General features: G+C 67.1%; 10 protein-coding genes. 7 read left to right on the top strand and 3 right to left on the bottom strand.

The window, feature by feature from the left end; all coding sequences use genetic code 11:
• Window positions 1-130 precede the first annotated feature (130 nt).
• The 7 genes from G4223_RS01690 to G4223_RS01665 are packed head-to-tail and all read left to right on the top strand — an operon-like array spanning window position 131 to window position 12,265.
• Window positions 131-6,079: a DUF4347 domain-containing protein gene (locus tag G4223_RS01690; RefSeq protein ID WP_163674139.1), complete on the top strand. Its 5,949-nt coding sequence runs from the start codon at window positions 131-133 to the stop codon at window positions 6,077-6,079.
• 24 nt (window positions 6,080-6,103) lie between these two features.
• Window positions 6,104-7,126, top strand: coding sequence for a TolC family protein (locus G4223_RS19715; protein WP_205762322.1), 1,023 nt, complete (start codon window positions 6,104-6,106; stop codon window positions 7,124-7,126).
• Window positions 7,127-7,173: 47 nt separating this feature from the next.
• Window positions 7,174-7,845: a hypothetical protein gene (locus G4223_RS19710; protein ID WP_205762321.1), complete on the top strand. Its 672-nt coding sequence runs from the start codon at window positions 7,174-7,176 to the stop codon at window positions 7,843-7,845.
• Window positions 7,845-8,561 (top strand): efflux RND transporter periplasmic adaptor subunit, encoded by a 717-nt coding sequence (locus tag G4223_RS01680; protein WP_163674138.1) that lies wholly within the window; start codon window positions 7,845-7,847, stop codon window positions 8,559-8,561. The genes G4223_RS19710 and G4223_RS01680 overlap by 1 nt, the downstream gene beginning before the upstream one ends.
• The gene (locus tag G4223_RS01675) at window positions 8,558-9,847 is read left to right on the top strand and encodes an efflux RND transporter periplasmic adaptor subunit (RefSeq protein ID WP_163674135.1); all 1,290 of its coding nucleotides are present in this window, start codon (window positions 8,558-8,560) and stop codon (window positions 9,845-9,847) included. Before G4223_RS01680 ends, G4223_RS01675 begins: the two co-directional genes overlap by 4 nt.
• The gene (locus tag G4223_RS01670) at window positions 9,832-11,940 is read left to right on the top strand and encodes an HlyD family efflux transporter periplasmic adaptor subunit (RefSeq protein ID WP_163674133.1); all 2,109 of its coding nucleotides are present in this window, start codon (window positions 9,832-9,834) and stop codon (window positions 11,938-11,940) included. Before G4223_RS01675 ends, G4223_RS01670 begins: the two co-directional genes overlap by 16 nt.
• Before the next feature lie 22 nt (window positions 11,941-11,962).
• Window positions 11,963-12,265, top strand: coding sequence for a hypothetical protein (locus G4223_RS01665; RefSeq protein WP_163674132.1), 303 nt, complete (start codon window positions 11,963-11,965; stop codon window positions 12,263-12,265).
• A gap of 13 nt (window positions 12,266-12,278) precedes the next feature.
• On the opposite strand, the gene G4223_RS01660 is transcribed toward G4223_RS01665, so the two are convergent.
• The 3 genes from G4223_RS01660 to G4223_RS01650 are packed head-to-tail and all read right to left on the bottom strand — an operon-like array spanning window position 12,279 to window position 18,662.
• On the bottom strand, window positions 12,279-13,283 hold the full coding sequence (locus tag G4223_RS01660) for a magnesium chelatase ATPase subunit I (RefSeq protein ID WP_338086795.1): 1,005 nt from the start codon (window positions 13,281-13,283) through the stop codon (window positions 12,279-12,281).
• Window positions 13,277-15,190 carry a magnesium chelatase subunit D family protein gene (locus G4223_RS01655; RefSeq protein ID WP_163674130.1) on the bottom strand — a complete coding sequence of 638 codons (1,914 nt, stop codon included), beginning with the start codon at window positions 15,188-15,190 and terminating at the stop codon, window positions 13,277-13,279. Before G4223_RS01655 ends, G4223_RS01660 begins: the two co-directional genes overlap by 7 nt.
• On the bottom strand, window positions 15,171-18,662 hold the full coding sequence (locus tag G4223_RS01650) for a cobaltochelatase subunit CobN (protein ID WP_163674128.1): 3,492 nt from the start codon (window positions 18,660-18,662) through the stop codon (window positions 15,171-15,173). The genes G4223_RS01655 and G4223_RS01650 overlap by 20 nt, the downstream gene beginning before the upstream one ends.
• Window positions 18,663-18,667 lie beyond the last annotated feature (5 nt).

The following is an 18,667-nucleotide window of genomic DNA, read 5'->3' as shown; positions in this document are numbered from 1 at the left end:
AGTCTAATGGCACTGACGACCTGTGCATAAATGTTTCAAATTGTTCCTTGATTCCAAAATCATCACCTATTACGAGTTTTCGGTGTAGTGTACCTCTTTGAGGTTGAGAGATGTTGCCGGAGGAACGCCCATGAATGCCCAGCGGCAAAAGGCCCGGACGATGATCCGGCCAACCATCCTGGCCCTGGAGCCGCGCTTCATGTTCGACGGCGCGGCCGTCGCCGACGCGGTTCACCAGACCGCCGACAGCGGCGATTCCATCTCGGATTCTGCTTCGGATTCCGGTCATGACACGCCCGCTCCGGTCACGGTGCGCGAGGCCGATCCGGCGTTGAACGACGGCAAGAAGGAAGTCGCCTTCGTCGATACCAGCCTCGCCGGTTACCAGACATTGGTGGACGGCGTGCGCGCGGGCGTCGAGGTGGTGCTGATCGACGGCGGCGAAAGCGGTTTGGACCAGATGGCGCAATGGGCGGAAACCCATTCCGGCTACGACGCCATCCATATCCTGTCCCACGGGACCGAGGGCAGTTTGACCATCGGCACCGACACTGTCACCGCCGCCACCCTGGCCGATTCCGGGGTCCAGGCCGATCTGACGGCTTTGGGGGCCGCGCTTTCCGCCGATGGCGACCTGTTGCTTTACGGTTGTTCGGTTGGCGCCGGCGAAAATGGCCAAGCCCTTGTCGCCCGACTGGCGGACATCACCGGTGCCGACGTGGCGGCGTCGGACGACGCCACGGGCGCGGCCATCCTGGGCGGCGACTGGTCCTTCGAGGCGACGGTCGGCGATGTCGATGGCGTGACGCTGGCGATCGACACTTACGGCAGCGTGCTCGGTAATGTCACCATGAACCCGGGAACGACGGCCGGTACGGCCGGTGCCGACATCTTTGTCGTGGCCACCGGCGGTGGGTTCGACACGGGGACTGCCAGCAACAATACCCTGCCGGCGGAAGACGGTTTGTCCGACGTCGCGAATATCGTGACGAATTTTCAGGCGGCGACCGACAGGTTCTCGTTCGCGGATTACGGCATCGACGTCTCGACGTTCACGTTCGAGGCTCAGGCCCAGTTCTATTCCTACGACAATAGCGCTCGTGCCGATCCCGGTGGCGTGAATCTGGTCATCGTGACGCCGGCCAAGGAAAGCGGAGGGTTGGCGTCCGTCACGGCGACGACCGGCACGGATGGAACGATGGCCGTCGTGTACGACAAGGACGGCTTCAACATCTTCAACATCTTCATTTCCGGGGTGACCTATACCGACCTCGCGCTGATCAACTTCTATATTCCGACCACCACCACCGCCAGCAACGACACCGCCGCCGCGACCGAGGCGGGCGGGGTCAGCGACGGAACGGCCAGCACCAACCCGACCGGCAACGTTCTCACCAACGATTTCCTGGCGACCTCGGTGTCGTCGTTCAGGACCGGCAACACCGAAGGCGCGGGGCCGGCGGGAGTCGTGGGGCAGGCGTTAGCAGGCACCTATGGGTCGCTGACGCTCAACAGCGACGGCACCTACACCTACACGGTGGACAATTCCAATCCCGCCGTCGCGGCGCTGGCGGCGGGCGCCACGCTGCACGATTACTTCAACTACACCACCACCGACGGCACCAACAGCGATCACGGCGTCTTGAATGTCACCATCACCGGCACCAACGACGCCCCGGTACTGAGCACGCCCAGCGCCGGGTCGTACACCGACACCACTGCCGCCGACACGTTCAGCAACACCACCGGCACGTTGTCGGCCACCGACGCCGACACCGGGGCGACCAAGACCTACGGCATTTCGGGTGGCTTCAGCGGCAGCTATCTCGCTGCCGCGTACGACCGCTCTTTGGAGGGAACCTACGGCACGCTGTACGTCAACAGCACCAGCGGCGCCTACGCCTATGTGCCGAAAGCCGCGGACATCAACGCCATCGCCTCGGGCACCTCGCCCACCGACACCTTCACGGTGACGGTGTCCGACGGGACGCTGACGGACAGTAAGACCTATACCGTCAACTTCAGCGGTGGTGACGACGTGCCCACCGCCTCGGGCGTGCCGGCCAGCGTGACGGTGACCGAGGATACCGCCAGCAACGTCGATCTGTCGGCCATCACCTTGGCCGACGTCGATACCGCGGGCAACATCACCGTGACCATCGCGGCCGGGGCGGGCAGCCTGGCCGCCACCTCGGGTGGCAGCGTCACCGTGGGCGGTTCTGGTACCGGCACGCTGACGCTGACCGGGACGGCCGCCAACATCGACACCTTCCTGAACACCGCCAGCAACATCCAGTACACGGGCGCCAGCAACGCCAGCGGCAACGCCGCCACCTCCCTGACCATCACCGCCAACGACGGTGGAGCCGGCGGCACCGTGACCCTGGGCACGGTCAGCGTTGACATCACCGCCGTCAACGACGCGCCCACGGCCTCGGGCACCTATGCTTTCACCACCACCAACGAGGACACCACCACCACCGGCGTCACGGTGGCGACTATCCTGGCCGGGCTGACCTCGGCGGACGTTGACGGCGACACGCTGGGCATCGCCGTCAGCGGCACCACCGGCAACGGCACCTGGCAGTTCTCGACCGATTCGACCAACGGCAGCGACGGCACCTGGACCAGCTTCGCCGCCAGCCAGACCCCGTCGGCGGCCAATTCGCTGCTGCTGTCGCCCACCGCCTATGTGCGCTATGTGCCAGACAGCCAGAACGGCGAGACCGCCACCATCACCGTCCGCGCCTGGGACCAGAGCTCGGGAACGGCGTCGTCGGGGGCCACCGCCCGCTATGCCGACACCCAAACCAACGGCAACGCCACCGCCTATTCCAACACCACCGCCAGCGGCTCGCTGAGCGTGAGCGCGGTCAACGACGCCCCCAGCGCGGTCGCCGACGCCAATGACAGTTCGGGTGCCGGGTCGGGCAACTTCACCACCGCGTTCTCGGCCGGCGGCAGCGCGGTCGCGGTGGTGGACAGCGACTTCACCATCACCGACGTGGACAACGCCAACATGGCGAGCGCGGTGATCACCCTGACCGGCAACACCGACGCCGGCGAGTCGCTGACCATCAGCGGCACCCCGGCCACCAGCAACGGCATCACCATCACCTATGATTCGGCGACCCAGATCACCTTGTCGGGCTCGGCCACCAAGGCGGCCTATGAAACGGTGATCAAAACGATCCTTTACCAGAACACCAACGCGGCGGGGGCGACCACCGCCGGCGGCCGCACGGTGACGGTGACGGTCAACGACGGCACCGCCGCCGACGCCACGCCGCCGACCGCGACCATTTCGGTGGTTGCCGCGCCGATCATCGACCTGGACGGCACCGCCGCCGGAACCGGCAAGACCGCAAGCTTCACCGAGGATGGCGGCGCGGTGTCCATCGTCGCCGCCGACGCCACCGTGGCCGATGGTGACAGCGCCAATCTGAACCAGTTGGTGATCCAGATCACCAACGCCCAGAGCGGCGACGTCATCAAGGTTGGCTCGCGGACCAGTGGCGACATCGTCACCAACATCACCATCACCTACGATTCGGCGTCCCAGATCACCCTGTCGGGTTTGGCCACCAAGGCCGAGTATCTGGCGTTGATGAAAGAGGTGACTTTCAACAATACCTCCGACGCGCCCAACACCACGGATCGCACCATCACCTTCACCGGGCGCGACACCGACGGCCACACCGGTTCGGCGGCGACGGCGACGGTCAGCGTCGCCGCCGTCAACGACGCGCCGGCCTTTGCCGGGCTGGACGCCACCCCCAATCCCAACGAAAACGTCGCCACCGTCCTGGATGCCAACGCCACCTTGTCCGACGCGGAACTGGACGCCGCCGACAATTACAACGGCGCCACCCTGACGCTGGCCCGCAACGGCGGCGCCAACGCCAACGACACGTTCGGCAATACCGGCACCCTGGGGGCGTTGACCGAGGGGGCCTCGCTGACGGTCGGCGCCACCACCATCGGCACGGTGACCACCAATTCCGCCGGGACCCTGGTGCTGACCTTCAACGCCAACGCCACGGCGGCGCTGGTCGACAGCGTGCTGCAACAGATCACCTACACCAACGCCAGCGACACCGAATCGGGGGCCATCACCGTCAACTTCACCTTCTCGGACGGCACCACGGTCAGCCAGGGCTCGGGCGGGGCCAAGACCGCCACCGGCTCGATCACCGTCACCGTGGCGGCGGTCAACGACACGCCCAGCTTCTCGGGGCTGGACGCCACGCCCAGCTTCACCAAGGGCGGTTCGGCGGTGGTGCTGGATGCCAACGCCACCGTCGCCGACGTGGAACTGGACGCTGGCAACAACTACAACGGCGCCACCTTGACGCTGGTCCGCAACGGCGGCGCCAGCGCCAACGACCTGTTCTCGGGCTCTGGAACCTTGCTGGGGGCGGCGGATTCCGCGACCTTGACCGAAGGTGGCGCACTGAAGATCGGCACCACCACCATCGGCACGGTGACCACCAATTCCGCCGGGACCTTGGTGCTGACCTTCAACGCCAACGCGACCGCCGCCTTGGTCGACAGTGCGATCCAACAGATCGCCTATCGCGCGGACACTGGCCAGACGGCGGGCAACGTGCAGATCAACTGGACGTTCTCGGACGGCACCACGGTCAGCCAGGGCACGGGCGGGGCCAAGACAGCCAGCGGTTCGATCACCGTCGCGGTGGCCAACGCGGCGCCGGTGGTCGGCGGACTTGGCGGCGACACGGTCAGCGGCGCCCCCGGAACGACGCTGGATTTCGACAGTGGCGGCAACGCCACGGTGACCGACGCCGATTCGACCGATTTTCGCCAAGGGTACATCACCATCACCGGCACCGGTTCGCTGAGCGGGGTCAGCTTCTCGCTTGACGGCACCACGGCGGCGTCGGGCGGCGATTCGACCATCGCCGCCGGCGAGACGGTGACGGTGAACGGGGTGGTCATCGGCACGGTTCACGCCGTCAGCGATGGCCAGGGCGGCAACGCGCTGCGCATCGACTTCGCCAACGACGCCAACCCGACTCCGGCCCGGATCGAGGCGCTGTTACGCAGCCTCAAGCTGACATCGACCGGCGACGCCAGCGGCAGCTACGCGGTGCAGATCGTTGACGGCGCCGGCAGTCCGGCGACCTCGACCGCCATGACGGTGACGGTGTCCATCGCCACGCCGACCACCGAAAGCTCGGGCAACAACGGCAGCACCGCGCCGGCCCAGGGCGGGGATACCGGCACGACCGCTCCGCCGCCCACGCCGCCTGTGTCCAGTGACCCGGTGGCGCCGCTGGTCACCGTGTTGCGCAACACCGAGACCTCGACGGATACCACCGGCACGACAGGTGACACCGGGACTTCGGGGACGACTTTCTCGTCGTCCACACAAAGCTCTGGCGGCACCCAGGGTGGCACCATTGCTCCGACGACCTCGACGACGACCGGCACTGGCGACACCAGCTACAAGGTTCCGACGGTCTCGGCCGGTGCCGGGCAGGGGGACGCCTTGGTGGTGGTCAAGCCGGTGGTGGTGGTGGACAGCACCGGTCCACAGGTCAACTTCACCTTGCCGAGCGACACCTTCGCCTCGACCCAGGCCGACGCCCGTGTGCAATTGAGCGCCAGCCAGCTTGACGGTGCCGCGCTGCCCGGATGGCTGGCCTTCAATCCCCAGACAGGGACCTTCGTGGGGCAACCTCCCCCCGGTGTCACCGGCGAGGTCGTGATCCGCGTCATCGCCCGCGACCAGGCCGGCCGCGAGGCCATCGCCACCATCCGCATCAATGTCGGCGGCGGCGTGCCGCAAGGGCAGGGACAGCCGGGCCAGGGCGAGGGCGAGGGCCAACCCCAGGGCGAGGGGCAACCCCAGCCCCAGGGCGAAGGCGGTTCCGGCCAAAGCGGCGACGCGGCGCCGGGTTTGGGAGACACGACCATCAAGTTTTCGGATGGGGAAATGGGAACCCCAGCCGGCAAGCCGAGTTTCCAAAGCGAATTGAGCATGGCGGGCCGACTGTCCGGTGTCCGTCAGGCCCAATTGTTGGCGGCCGCCCGCGCGGTCGCTCGTCACGGATGATGACTTCAGGGGGATATGTTTAACATGAGCCGCTTCTCACATACTGGATGGCGGGTTGCCCGTCTGGCCGTCACCGTTTCTACCCTGGCGTTGTTGGCGGCCTGTGCCGTGACACCCGAGCCTTTCACCCAGGCCGAGTTCGCGACCAAGGCGACGGCCGACCGCACCACCATGTTCGAAGGGCAGGAAACGCTGTCCGGTCCCCTGACGCTCGAACAGGCGTTGGCGCGCGTGTTGAAATACAACCTCGACCGCCGCGCCAAGATGATGGAGGAGGCGCTGGCCCTGGGGCAGACCAGTCTCGACCGCTTCGACCTTCTGCCCAAGATCACCGCCAACGCCGGCTATTCCGGCCGCTCCGAGCCCGACGCCACCCGCTCGCGCGATTACTACACCCAGACCACGTCAAACGCGAATCCGACCTATTCGGCGGATCGCGACGCCATCACCGCCGATCTGGGCCTGACCTGGAACATCCTGGATTTCGGCGTTTCCTATTACACCGCCCACCAGAACGCCGACCGGGCGCTGATCGCCAGCGAGCGCCGCCGCCGCACGGTGCAGAACCTGGCGCAAGAGGTGCGCTTCACCTTCTGGCGTGCCGCCGCCGCCCAGGAATTGCGCGACAAGGTCAAGGGCACGGTCAAGGCCGCCGAAGCGGCGCTGAAGGATGCCGAACGGGTCGAGGCCGAGCGGCTGCGCGATCCGGTCGATTCGCTTCGGGTGCAAAAGACCTTGCTGGAAAGCATCCGCCAACTGGAGGCGATCGACCAGGAACTGACCAGTGCCAAGGCCGAGCTGGCGGCGTTGGTCAACCTGCCGCCGGGCTCCGATTTCCGCCTGGACACCTCGGGTCCGATGGGGGTTCCGACCGTCGATCTTGATGTCGCGCGGATGGAAGAACTGGCGCTGACCAACAATCCGGACCTGCGCGAACAGGATTATCAAAGCCGCATCGCCATCGACGAGACCCGCAAGGAAATCCTGAGATTGCTGCCGGGGATCAATTTCTCGCTGTCACATCATACGATGGCAACTCGTTTCTGATGGACAACCACTGGAACGAGGCTGGTGCCAAGATATCTTGGAACCTGATGAACATCCTGTCCGGTCCCGACCGGATCGACCACGCCGAGACCTCGGAACAGGTGGCCAACGCCAAACGGGTGGCATTGCGCATGGCGGTGCTGGCCCAGGTGCATGTGGTGTCGCATCAGTTCGCCAGCGCGGTCAAACAATACAACCGCGCCGACCGGCTGTGGTCGATCGAATCCCGCCTTGCCGCCGCCTCCAGGGATCAGAGCCGGGGCGGCGTCCAAAGCGAGATCGAGAAGATCACCACCCAGACCTCGGCCATCGCCGCCGAATTGCGTCGTTACCAAAGCTATGCCCAGCTTCAGTCCTCGTTCGGCAAGCTACAGGCGACGCTGGGCATCGATCCGGTCCCGCAGACCGTGGCCGCCCACGACGTCGAGGCGATCTCGGACGGTATCCGGGCCATGGATGCGGCGGTTTCCTCCGCCGTTCCGCCCGCTTCTTCGCAGCCGGCTGAGTCAAGTCCCGCGCCAACGGCTTCCGTTCCGCAAGAAGCTGTGCCGGCTGTTCCGCAAGAGGCCGCTGCGCCGGCTGTTCCGCAAGAGGCCGCTGCGCCGGCCGTTCCCCAAGAGGCCGCTGCGCCGGCCGTGACGGAAGAACTGGCCGGTTTGTCGGCGGAAGAATTGGCCGAACAGGCGGGGCTGACCAGTGGCCTGTTGGTCGGCCATTGATGCGCGGTGTCGTTCTTGCCGTCGCGCTGACGTTTCCGGCGGTTTCCTTGGCCCAGGAAACCGCCATTCCCGCCCAATTGGTGGCGACCCGCACCACCACCTTGTCGGCCGAGGTTCCGGCCAAGATCGACAAGATCACCGTCAAGGATGGTGAACGGTTCCAGGGCGGCCAGCTTCTGGTGGCGTTCGACTGCACCTTGCAGCGTGCCCAACTGGACGAGGCCCGTGCCATCCTGATTGCCGCCGACAAGTCCAAGGCCGCCCACAAGCGTCTGTTGGAACTGAATTCGGCCGGTGCGCTGGAGGTGGAAAAGGCGGTCGCCGACGCAGCCGTCGCCCAGGCCAAGCTTAATTCCGCCCAGGCGGTGGTCAGCAAATGCACGGTTACCGCGCCCTATCCCGGACGGGTGATCGAACGCAAGGCCCAGGCTCATCAATATGTTCAGGCCGGCCAACCGCTGCTCGATATCCTGGACGATTCAAGCCTTGAGGCCGAGTTCATCGTTCCCTCGGGCTGGGCTCCGAACCTGAAGGCCGGAACGACGGTGGAGATCGTGGTCGATGAAACCCGCAAAGCCTATCCGGCCAAGATCGCCCGGTTCGGCGCCCGTGTGGACTCGGTCAGCCATTCCGTGAAGATCGTCGCCGAGATCAATGGTCATTTCCCGGAATTGATGGCCGGCATGACCGGAAAAGTACGAATGACCGGACCATGAGCGACGTCGCCCCGCTCGTCACTCTGTTGGGGCTGGAAGAACACGCGCTGAAGGCGCGCACGGCCCTGCAACTGGCCTTCGTCATGGTCAACGATACCCGCGCCCTGGTCGGTTACCGTCAGGCGGCTTTGTTCGTTCCCGGAAGCGGGGTCGTGGCGGTGTCCGGCGTTTCCACCGTCGAGACCAACGCCCCCTTCGCCCTGTTCCTGGAGCGGGTGTTCCGGGCCGAGCTCGCCGGGCGTCGCGTCAGTCCAAGCGACCATGCGGAATGGGCCGACTGGTTGCCGCAACAGCCGCTGTTCCTGGCCTTGGCCGATGCCGACGGCGCCCGGATCGCCACCTTGCTGCTGGTCCGGGATGACCCATGGGACGAGGCGATCACCGCCTTGCTGTCCCGTCTGGTCCAGACCTACGCCTATGCCTGGTCCGCCCTGCACCGCCCGCCGCCGTGGCGGCAATGGCGCGACCGCCTGAACAACTGGCCGCGCTGGAAATGGGGGGCGGTTGCCGCCGGATTGTTGGTCTTGCTGTTTCCTGTGCACCTCTCGGTGCTGGCTCCGGCCGAGATCGTGCCTAAGGACCCGGCGGTGATCCGTGCGCCGTTGGATGGTGTCATCGATACCGTGCTGGTCCGTCCCAACCAAGCCGTTGTCGCCGGACAATTGCTGTTCACCTTCGACCGTACCACCATTTCCGGCAAGCAGGAGGTGGCGGCCAAGGCGCTGGACACCGCCATGGCCGAGTTGGATCAGGCGACCCAGCAAGCCTTTTTCGACCCCAAGGCCAAGGCCGATTGGGCGGTGATCAAGGCCAGGGTCGAGGAGCGTCAGGCCGAATTGGCCCAGTTGCAGGAGGTGATGGGCCGGGCCGAGGTCAAGGCGCCGCGCGACGGGGTGGCGGTGATGGATGACCCCAGCGAATGGATCGGCCGACCGGTCAACGTCGGCGAGAGGGTTCTGGCGGTGGCCGATCCGGCCCAGGTCGAGGTCGAGGCCTGGCTGGCCCCCGCCGACCTGATCGACCTGTCACCGGGGGGAGCGGTGACCGTGTTCCTCAATACCGATCCATTGGCTCCGGTCGCCGCGTCCCTGGGCTATGTCGCCTTCGAGGCGACGCTACAGCCCGATGGGTTGTTGGCGCACCGGGTTCGGGCGGCGATCGCCGGCGGTGCCGATCCCCGGATCGGGTTGAAGGGAACCGCCCGGTTGGACGGAAACCGTGTGCCGTTGGTCTATTGGCTGGTTCGGCGCCCGCTTGCGGTGGTTCGGCAATGGCTGGGGCGGTGAACATGCTGCCGGCGTTGCGCGGCGAATTGTCGTTGCATCCCGGCCCGGCCGAGCCCGACGGCGCCCCCACCTGGACCATCCGTGATCCGGTTCGCAACCGCTTCTTCCGCCTGTCCTGGCCGGCTTTCGAAATCCTGTCGCGTTGGGGCGCGGGCGATCCGGCGGCGGTCGCCGCCCAGGTCCGCGACGAAACCACGCTTGATCCCGATGAAGACGATGTCGCCGACATCGCCCGTTTCCTGGTCGCCAATCAGTTGACCCAGCCGCAGGGAACACAGGACACCCGGCGCCTGATCGCCCGGGCCGAGGCCGAACGCCAGTCCTGGTTCCACTGGCTTTTGCACCATTATCTGTTCTTTCGTATTCCGCTGGTCCGTCCCGACCGGTGGCTGGGGGCTTCCTTGCCGCTGGTGCGGTGGCTGGGCTCGGGGTGGTTCCGCGCCGCCACCGTGGCCGCGCTGGGTCTGGGGGTGATCCTGGCCGGGCGGCAATGGGATCTGTTCGCCGTCTCGCTGGTGGACACGCTGTCGCTGTCGGGGCTGGTCAGCTATGGGATCGCCCTGTCGGTGGTCAAGGTGATTCACGAACTGGCCCATGCCTATACCGCCAAGACCCATGGGGGACGGGTTCCCAGCATGGGGGTGGCGTTCCTGGTGATGTGGCCGGTGCTCTATACCGACGTCAACGACACCTGGCTGATGCCCGAACGGCGCAAGCGCCTACAGGTGGGATCGGCGGGAATCGTCGCCGAGCTGACGGTGGCTGCCTGGGCGACGCTGGCCTGGACCTTCCTGCCCGAGGGACCGTGGAAACAGGGAGCTTTCGTTCTGGCGACGCTGACCTGGGTCAGTTCCCTGGTCATCAACCTGTCTCCCTTCATGCGGTTCGACGGTTATTTCATCGCCATGGACGCGCTGGAGATGCCCAACCTTCATCCGCGTGCCTTCGCCATGGCCACGTGGTGGTTGCGTGAGATGCTGTTCGGTCTGGGGGTGCAGCCGCCCGAACCCTTGTCCGCCGCCCGGCGTCACGCCCTGGTCGCCTTCGCCGTTGCCGTGTGGGTCTATCGGCTGGTGCTGTTCCTCGGCATCGCCGTGCTTGTCTATCACTTTTTCATCAAGGCCGTCGGCGTTGTGCTGTTCGTGGTCGAGATCGGTTGGTTCGTTATTCTGCCGATCTGGAACGAGATGCGGCGGTGGGGACAGATGAAAGCCGCCATCCTGGCGGGCCGGCGGGTTCGCTGGACCCTGGGGGCGGTCGGGGGAGCGCTGTTGGTCGCCCTGATTCCGTGGCAAAGCACGGTGGAGGCGCCGGCGGTGCTCAAGCCGGCGCGGACGAAGGATCTGTATTTGCCGTTTCCCGCCCGGCTTGACGCCGTCGCCGTTGTCCAAGGCCAGCGGGTCGAGGCCGGAGCCGAACTGATGCGGTTCTCGTCGCCGGATCTCGAACTGCGCAAGGCGGCGACCGCCGCCCGGATCGCCGGACGGCGCGCCGTGCTGGATGCCGCCACCCTTGATCCGCTTCTGCGGGGGCAGGCCGGGGTCGCGCAAGAGGACCTGCGCAAGGCCGAGGCCGAGTTGGCGGCGTTGGTGGCGGAAAGCGCCCGTTTGGTGCTGGTCGCCCCGGAAAACGGTTTCGTGTACGACCTGTTGCCGGGGATCGCCCCCGGTGACTGGCTGTCGCCGCGTCAGGCCCTGGGAATCGTGGTCGCCGACGCGCCGCCAGTCGCCGTCGCCTATGTGGCGGAAAGCGATCTTTCGCGTATCGCTCCCGACGCCGAGGCCCGTTTCGTTCCGGTCATCCCGGAACAGGGAAGGCGTTCGGGACGTGTGTCGCGTGTCGATCCGGCCCCGACCAAGGTTCTGGCCGACGAATCCCTGGCGTCGATTCACCACGGTCCGATTCCCAGCCGTGTCGTCGGCCGCCAAGTTGTTCCCGATGGCGCCGTCACTCGGGTTACAGTGACGTTGGACGGTTCGCCCCCCGCCCATGAAACCATGGGGACGCTGACCGTCGCCGCCGAACGTTCCAGTCTGGTGGGCCGTTTGGCCCGTTCAGTGCTGATCGTGTTGATTCGCGAATGGGGTGTTTGATTCTTTCTTGGAAGGAACCGTCATGTCCATGTTCCGCCTTGCCTTGATCCTCGGCCTGTTGGCCGTGTCCCCGACCTGGGCCGCCGATCAGGCCGCCACCGACGAGGCCGACCTTGCCAGCAAGACCGCTCAGGTCGAATTGCTGCGCGCCCGTGCCATGGTCGTCTCGTCGGCGTCGGTCAACGCTTCGTTGCTTGAAGCGGACGACCTGTTGCGCCAACTGCGCCAGGCTCCCCCGGCCAAGCGTGCGCTGCTGCGTGCCCAGCTGGACGCTGCGTTGACCCGTCTGGATCTGGAAATCGACGGGGCCTCGCGCGGGCGGTGACCACTTCGTGATTTCAGCGCACGACGTCCTCGAACGGGCGGCGGCGCATGCGATGCGGCAGGGCCAGGGTGGCGGCTTCGTCCACGTCGGCGGCAACCACCGTGTCGCGACCGTGCCAGGCGGCCAGCGCCTTGGCGGTCTTCAGCATGACGATGTCGGCGCGGTGGCCGTCCACTCCCATGGCCAACGAGCGTTTGGCGATGTCGAGCAGGATGGAATCCTCCGCTTCCACCATGGGATGACGGGCCATGGCGGCGGCGATGTCGGCCCCCAATGTTTCGGTCTGCTCCCGCCATTGGGCGGCGAAGGCGTCGGCGTCGCGTTCGAAGGCGGCACGGCGCTTGACCACCTCGACCCGGTCCTCGGGCGAAGAGAGACCTTCGACGTGCACGCAAAGACCGAAACGGTCCAGCAATTGCGGCCGCAACTCGCCCTCTTCCGGGTTCATGGTGCCGACCAGGGTGAAGCGGGCGGGATGGGTGAAGCTGATGCCTTCGCGCTCGATGGTGTTGACGCCCATGGCCGCCGAATCCAGCAGGACGTCGACCACGTGGTCGTCCAACAGGTTGACTTCGTCCACATAAAGGATGCCGCGGTTGGCGGTGGCCAACAGGCCCGGTTCGATGCGCTTGGCGCCTTCCTTCAATGCGTGTTCCAGGTCCAGCGTGCCGATCACCCGGTCCTCGGTGGCGCTGATGGGCAATTCGACGACCCGCGCCTTGCGACGTTGTACCGGCAACCGCTCGCCGGCGTCGAAACGGGCACGGGCGTCGGGGGCCATGGCGCGGCGGTCGTGGGGATCGCTTTGGAACGGGCATCCCTCGACCACATCGATCTCGGGCAAAAGAGCGGCCAGCGCACGCACGGCGGTTGACTTGGCGGTGCCTTTCTCGCCACGGATCAGCACGCCCGACAGGCTGGGGTCGATGACGTTGAGGATCAGGCTTTTCTTCAGGGCCTCCTGTCCGACGATGGCGACGAAAGGATAGACGGCGCGGGCGCCGGACGGGTTCACCACGATTGATGCTCCTTTGCCAGGGAAATCAGGTCCTCGGCCCTCAGGTCGCCGGTGCCGAGATAGTCGGCGCCCAGCGCCAGGGCCAGCTTGCGGGCGAGTTCCAGGCGGATCATGCCCGGCGCCTCGGTGTCCACCACCACGAAACGGGCCTGGGGATGGCGTTGGCCCAAGGCGGCGGCCACGCGCAAGGCTTCTTCGTGCGGCGGGCCGTCGCCCAGGCCGGCATTGGCCCGGCCGTCGGTCAGCACCAGCACCAGGGGCAGGACGTGCGGGTCGCGCCGCCGTGCCTGATCCAACAGTTTCGAGGTTTCCTCAAGGCCCGAGGACAGCGGCGTGCGCCCCCCCACCGGCAGGTCGGCCAACAGCCGGGCGGCACGTTCCACCGAACCGGTGGGCGGCAGCACCACCTGGGCGGACTGTCCCCGGAACACCACCATGGCGACGCGGTCGCGCTTTTGATAGGCGTCCATCAACAGGCTCATGATCGCCGCCTTGGTCTCGCTCATGCGCTTTTGCGCGCCCATGGAACCGGAACCATCGACGGCGAACAGCAGCAAATTGCCGACCCGGCGCTCACGCACCTTTTCCCGGATGTCGCCGGGGCGGATGTGGATGGCCAGCGGTGACGGACTTTCCTGCCGGCGTTGACGCTGGTGGGGGGCGGCGGCGCGGATGGTGGCGTCCAGCGCCAGATCGTCGCGGGCGCGGCGCGGCGTGCTTTTGACATAGCGTCCCTGGCGGGTGGCCGAGCGGGTGCTGCTGCGTCGGCCCGAGCCGGTGCGCAGCATGCGGTCGGTCCCTTCGTTCTGAAGACGGCGCACCGGGAACGGCGCCCCCACCGCCTGGACCTCGTCCTCGGGCGGGGATGCCGGCGGTGGCTGGGGGGATTCGTCCTCGGCGGGCGGTGGCGGTTCGTCTTGGCCCGTATGGTCGTCTTGGCCTTTATGGTCGCCCTGGCCGTCCTCTTCGTCCTCTTCCGGTTCGTCCTCGTCCGATGGCGGTGGGGGCGGAGGAGGGGGCGGCATGTCGGGGTTGGCGTCGCGCATGCGGTGCAGCAAGGCCATGGGGGCCACCGCCAGGATGTCGTCGGCGGTGACCTCGGCCCGGCCGTTCCAGGCGGCATGGGCGCGGGCCGCACGTTCGATGACGATGTCGGCGCGGTGGCCGGCCACATGGTTGCGCTGACAGATTTCGGCGATGAAGGCCAACAGACGGCGGGGGACGCTCACTTCCGGCAATTGCCGCCGTGCCTGGGCCAGACGTTGGCGAAGGACTTGCTGTTGGGCGGCGAAACGTTGGGCGAAGGCGTGGCCGTCGCGGTCGAATTCCTCGCGCAGGCGCATCAGGGCGACGCGGGTTTCGGGATCGGCGGCGCCTTCGACCGCCACCGCCAGTCCGAACCGGTCAAGGAATTGCGGCCGCAACTCGCCTTCTTCCGGGTTCATGGTGCCGACCAGCACGAAGCGGGCGGCATGGGCGCGGCTCTGGCCTTCGCGTTCCACCCGGTTGACGCCGCTTTCTGCGGCTCCCAGGATGCCGTCCACCAGATGGTCGTCCAACAGGTTGACCTCGTCGATATACAGCACGCCGCCATGGGCGCGGGCCAGAAGACCGGGCTGGAACCGCACTTCGCCGTTGGCGATGGCGGCTTCCAGGTCCAAGGAACCGATCACCATGTCCTCGGTGGCGCCAAGCGGCAGGGTGACGAACGGCGCCTTGCCGCCATCTTCGCCGGGTGGCAGCAACGCCCCCAGGGCACGGGCGGCGGTGGATTTGGCGGTGCCTTTCTGGCCGCGCACCACCACGCCGCCGATGGCCGGGTTCACCGCCGTCAGCAGCAGGGCCAGCACCATCTGTTCCTGACCCAGGATGGCGGCGAAGGGATAGTCAGCGCAGGCGGAAGTCATAGGACCACTCCTCGACCCGGTCGCGGGTCAGCACGTCCACCGACGATCCCTGGAACTCGCCGCCGGCCGAGCCCATGCGGTCTTCCATGTCGCCCTCGGTCTCCAGCACGGCGGCATGCAGCGCCGCCAGCCGTTCGTCGCCGGCATCCCACAGGCCGCGTGCCTGGGCCTCCAACAGGCGGCGGGTGACCTCTTCCAAGGCATAGGGGTTGGTGGCGCGCAGCCATTCACGGTTGGCGCGGTCGGCGACATAACGGTCGTGCACCGCGTCGAACTGCGCCTTGTCCACCTGATGGGTGGTGGCCGACCACCCGAACAGCCGGTTGGTGCGTTCGGCCACGTCGCGGGCGCCGGCATAGCCGCGGCCCTTGCTCATCTCCAGCCAGTCGGGATTGAGCAGCGTGGCGGCCAGGCTTTGGCTCAATTCCTCCTTGACGGTGCGCACCTGGGCGCCGTCGGGGGAATGGGTGTCGCCCCAATAAAGCCGCATGGTTCCGCCGCCCAGGCCGCGCTTGGCGGCGGCGGTGCCGCCCTGGATGTCGAGATAGCTGGAAATGGACAACAGGTCGTGGTCGGGTGTCGCCTGTTTCTGGAAGGCGATGTCGGTTCGCCTCAACAGATGGGCGTATTCCGTCAACACCACCGCGCCGTCAGGCATGGCCCGGCCGTCGCCGTCATAGGCGTGGCCGCTCCAATTGACCAGGACCTCGGCCAGATCGGTGTCGTCTCGCCATGCCGCCGCGTCGAGCGCCAGCGAGATGCCGCTGCCATAGGCGCCGGACGTGGCGGAAAACAGCCGGGCACGGGCCAGCCGTCGTAGCGCGGCGGCCGGCAGGTCGCCCAGGGTGGCGGCCAATTCCGCTTCGCGGTCTCGGACATGGGCGCGGACGAAATTGTCGGTGTCCGGCTCGTCCAGCGCCGCCACCAGGGCGACGGCGCGGTCGAACAGGGCGTAAAGCTCGGGCAAGGTGTCGCGCACCACGCCGCTCATCTGCATCATCACGTCGATGCGCGGGCGATTGCGGGGGCCGTCCGGGGTGGACAGGACCATCTCTTCGGCGGGGATGGCCTCGACACCGCTGACGCGACCGTTGCTGTCGCGCGTCGGGCGGCATCCCAAAAGCCACAACGCCTGGGCGCTCAGTTCACCATCGGCCTGGAAGGCGTCGCTCGACCACAGGGTCAGCGAGATGGTGCGCGGCCACTCGCCTTCGTCGGCAAGATAGGCGTTCAGCAGCTTCTCGCCCAAGGCGGCACCCACCGTACAGGCGGCCTCGGTCGGCAACAACGCCAGATCGACGCCATAGAAATTACGGCCGGTGGGCAGGATGTCGACGCGTCCGCGCGACAGATGGCCGCCCGGTCCCGGCTCGACGAAGCCGCCGGCCAACGCCCGGACCAGCGTGTCCAGTTCGGCCCCGACCTGGGCCAGGCCGGCGCGAACCGCGTCGGGGTCGCGTCCGGCCTCGGCCACGTACAAATCCCGCCATTCCTCGCCCGGCACCACGCCCAGGGTGTGGCGGCCCACCGCCAGCTTGCGCCCGCGCAAGGCTTGCAGGCGTCGCGGCAACTGGTCGATGGCCAGGGCTTGCGCCGCGTCGTCGGCGTCGTCGGCCAACAGCCCCAGCCCCACCAATTCTGTCCGCAGGGTGTGCGCCAGGGTCAGCCTGCGGCCGCCGTCTGCCGCCAGATATTGGCGGTGTGTGTCCTCGATCCGGTCCCAGTGCCGGCCCAATCGGTCGGCGCGGGCCACCGGCGCGCTCAGGTGATCGACCATGACCGCGCGGCCACGCCGCTTGGCGATCAGCCCCTCGCCGGGAGAGTTGACCAGGAACGGATAAAGCGACGGCAAATTGCCCAGGGAAATGGTGGAATAGCAATCCTCGCTCAGTCCCACCCGCTTGCCCGGCAGGTATTCAAGCGCGCTTTCGGCCCCCATGTGGATCAGCGCGTCGGCCTCGCGCTGGAGGAACCAATAGGTCGCCAGCCAATGGTGCGGCGGTGGAATGTCGGGCTCGTGCAGGATGCGGCAGACCTCGCCGTCGCAGCGCGGGCCGTAACAGCCGCGCTTGGGGTCGGTCATGACCATGACGTTGCCGAAGCGCAGACCGGTGACCACCAGCCGGGGCGGGCCGTCCTTCGGCCGGTGCACCATGGACTTGGCCGGAAATGCCCCCCAGGCGCGGTCCACGTTTTCGCGTATTTCGGCGGACAAGGTGTCGAAATCGGCGCGGTAGGTGTCTTCATCGACAAAGGTCAGGGCGCCGCCCTTGGCAACGATTTCCTCGACATTGGTCCAACGGAATTCGCTGATCGCCTTGCGCGACAGGAACAGGTCCAGCAATTCGGCGCCGTCGGCGGGCGGAGCCTCGACGGTGTAGCCTTCGGCCTTCAGGCGGTGCAGCACGCGCACCGTGCTGGCCAGCCCGTCCAAGGCGGCGGCCGATCCGATGGTGGCTTCCAGCGCCTTGCATGGCGGGTTGTGCACCATGATGGCGACACGTTTCTCGGCGTTGGGTTTGCCGCGCAAATCCGCCCAGGCACGGGTGCGGCCAGCCAGCCGGGCGATCTGGTCGGCGATGGGGGCCGAACGGCGCAAGTCGTCGGCGTCGCGGGTGGTGGCGGCGACCAAGGTGGGGTCCACACACCCCACCAGTTCGGGCCGCGTCACGCTGAACGCCACCGCCATGGGGGAAACCCCCTCGGGGGCGGCGCGCCAACCGCTCTCGGGACCGGTCCAATGACGCAGCAGTTGGAACACCGGGACACCGAAACGGGCGAACGGTCCGCCGCCGTCCAGGTCCAGCCGGCCATGCATGGCGCTCAGGTTCCAGATGGCGGCAAGGCGGGGAAGGGCGGGACGCAACAGGTGTTCCAGGGGATGGCCGTCCTCGCCCAGGCGCCGCGCCAGTTCCGCCTCGCAATAAAGCGCCAGGGCGCCCAGGCCTTGGTCCTGGAGCGCGCGGACGCAGTGGTCCACCGTGTCGGTGTCGCCGTCCAGCCACGAATTGCGGTCGAACAGGATGGCCACTACCGGGCCGATAGCCGGGCCGTCGTGGTGGATTCCGGCCAGACTTGGCGGGTTGGGCGGCGGCGGCGGCTCGGCCCGCCTGCCGGCGCGATGCAGAAGGTAAAGCGCGGCATGGGCCAGATCCTCGGCCGTTCCCGCCGTCAGATAGGCCTGGATGGTGGCGCGCGTGCCGGGATCGTCGCGTCGCATCGCCGCCATGGTGTCGGGACCGCCGGGCACGGCGAGCGGCAGGGCGGCGGCCAGTTCCACCACCTGATCGAAACACCCGGCATGGCGGGTGACGTCCAGATAGGCGGCGTCGCATCCTTCCAGCAAGGCCGGATCGAACGGCGCGCCTTGGTTGGACACGCGCAATTCGACGCCGGCGGGCAACAAGGCCCGCGCCTGTTTCCACACCCGGCCCAGGGTGGCGTGGGTGAAAAGGAAGGTGACCTTGCTCATGTCCG

Origin of the sequence: Magnetospirillum aberrantis SpK, from assembly GCF_011022235.1 — a bacterium.
GTDB lineage: Bacteria > Pseudomonadota > Alphaproteobacteria > Rhodospirillales > Magnetospirillaceae > Magnetospirillum > Magnetospirillum aberrantis.
This window is presented reverse-complemented; position numbering and strand designations above follow the sequence as displayed.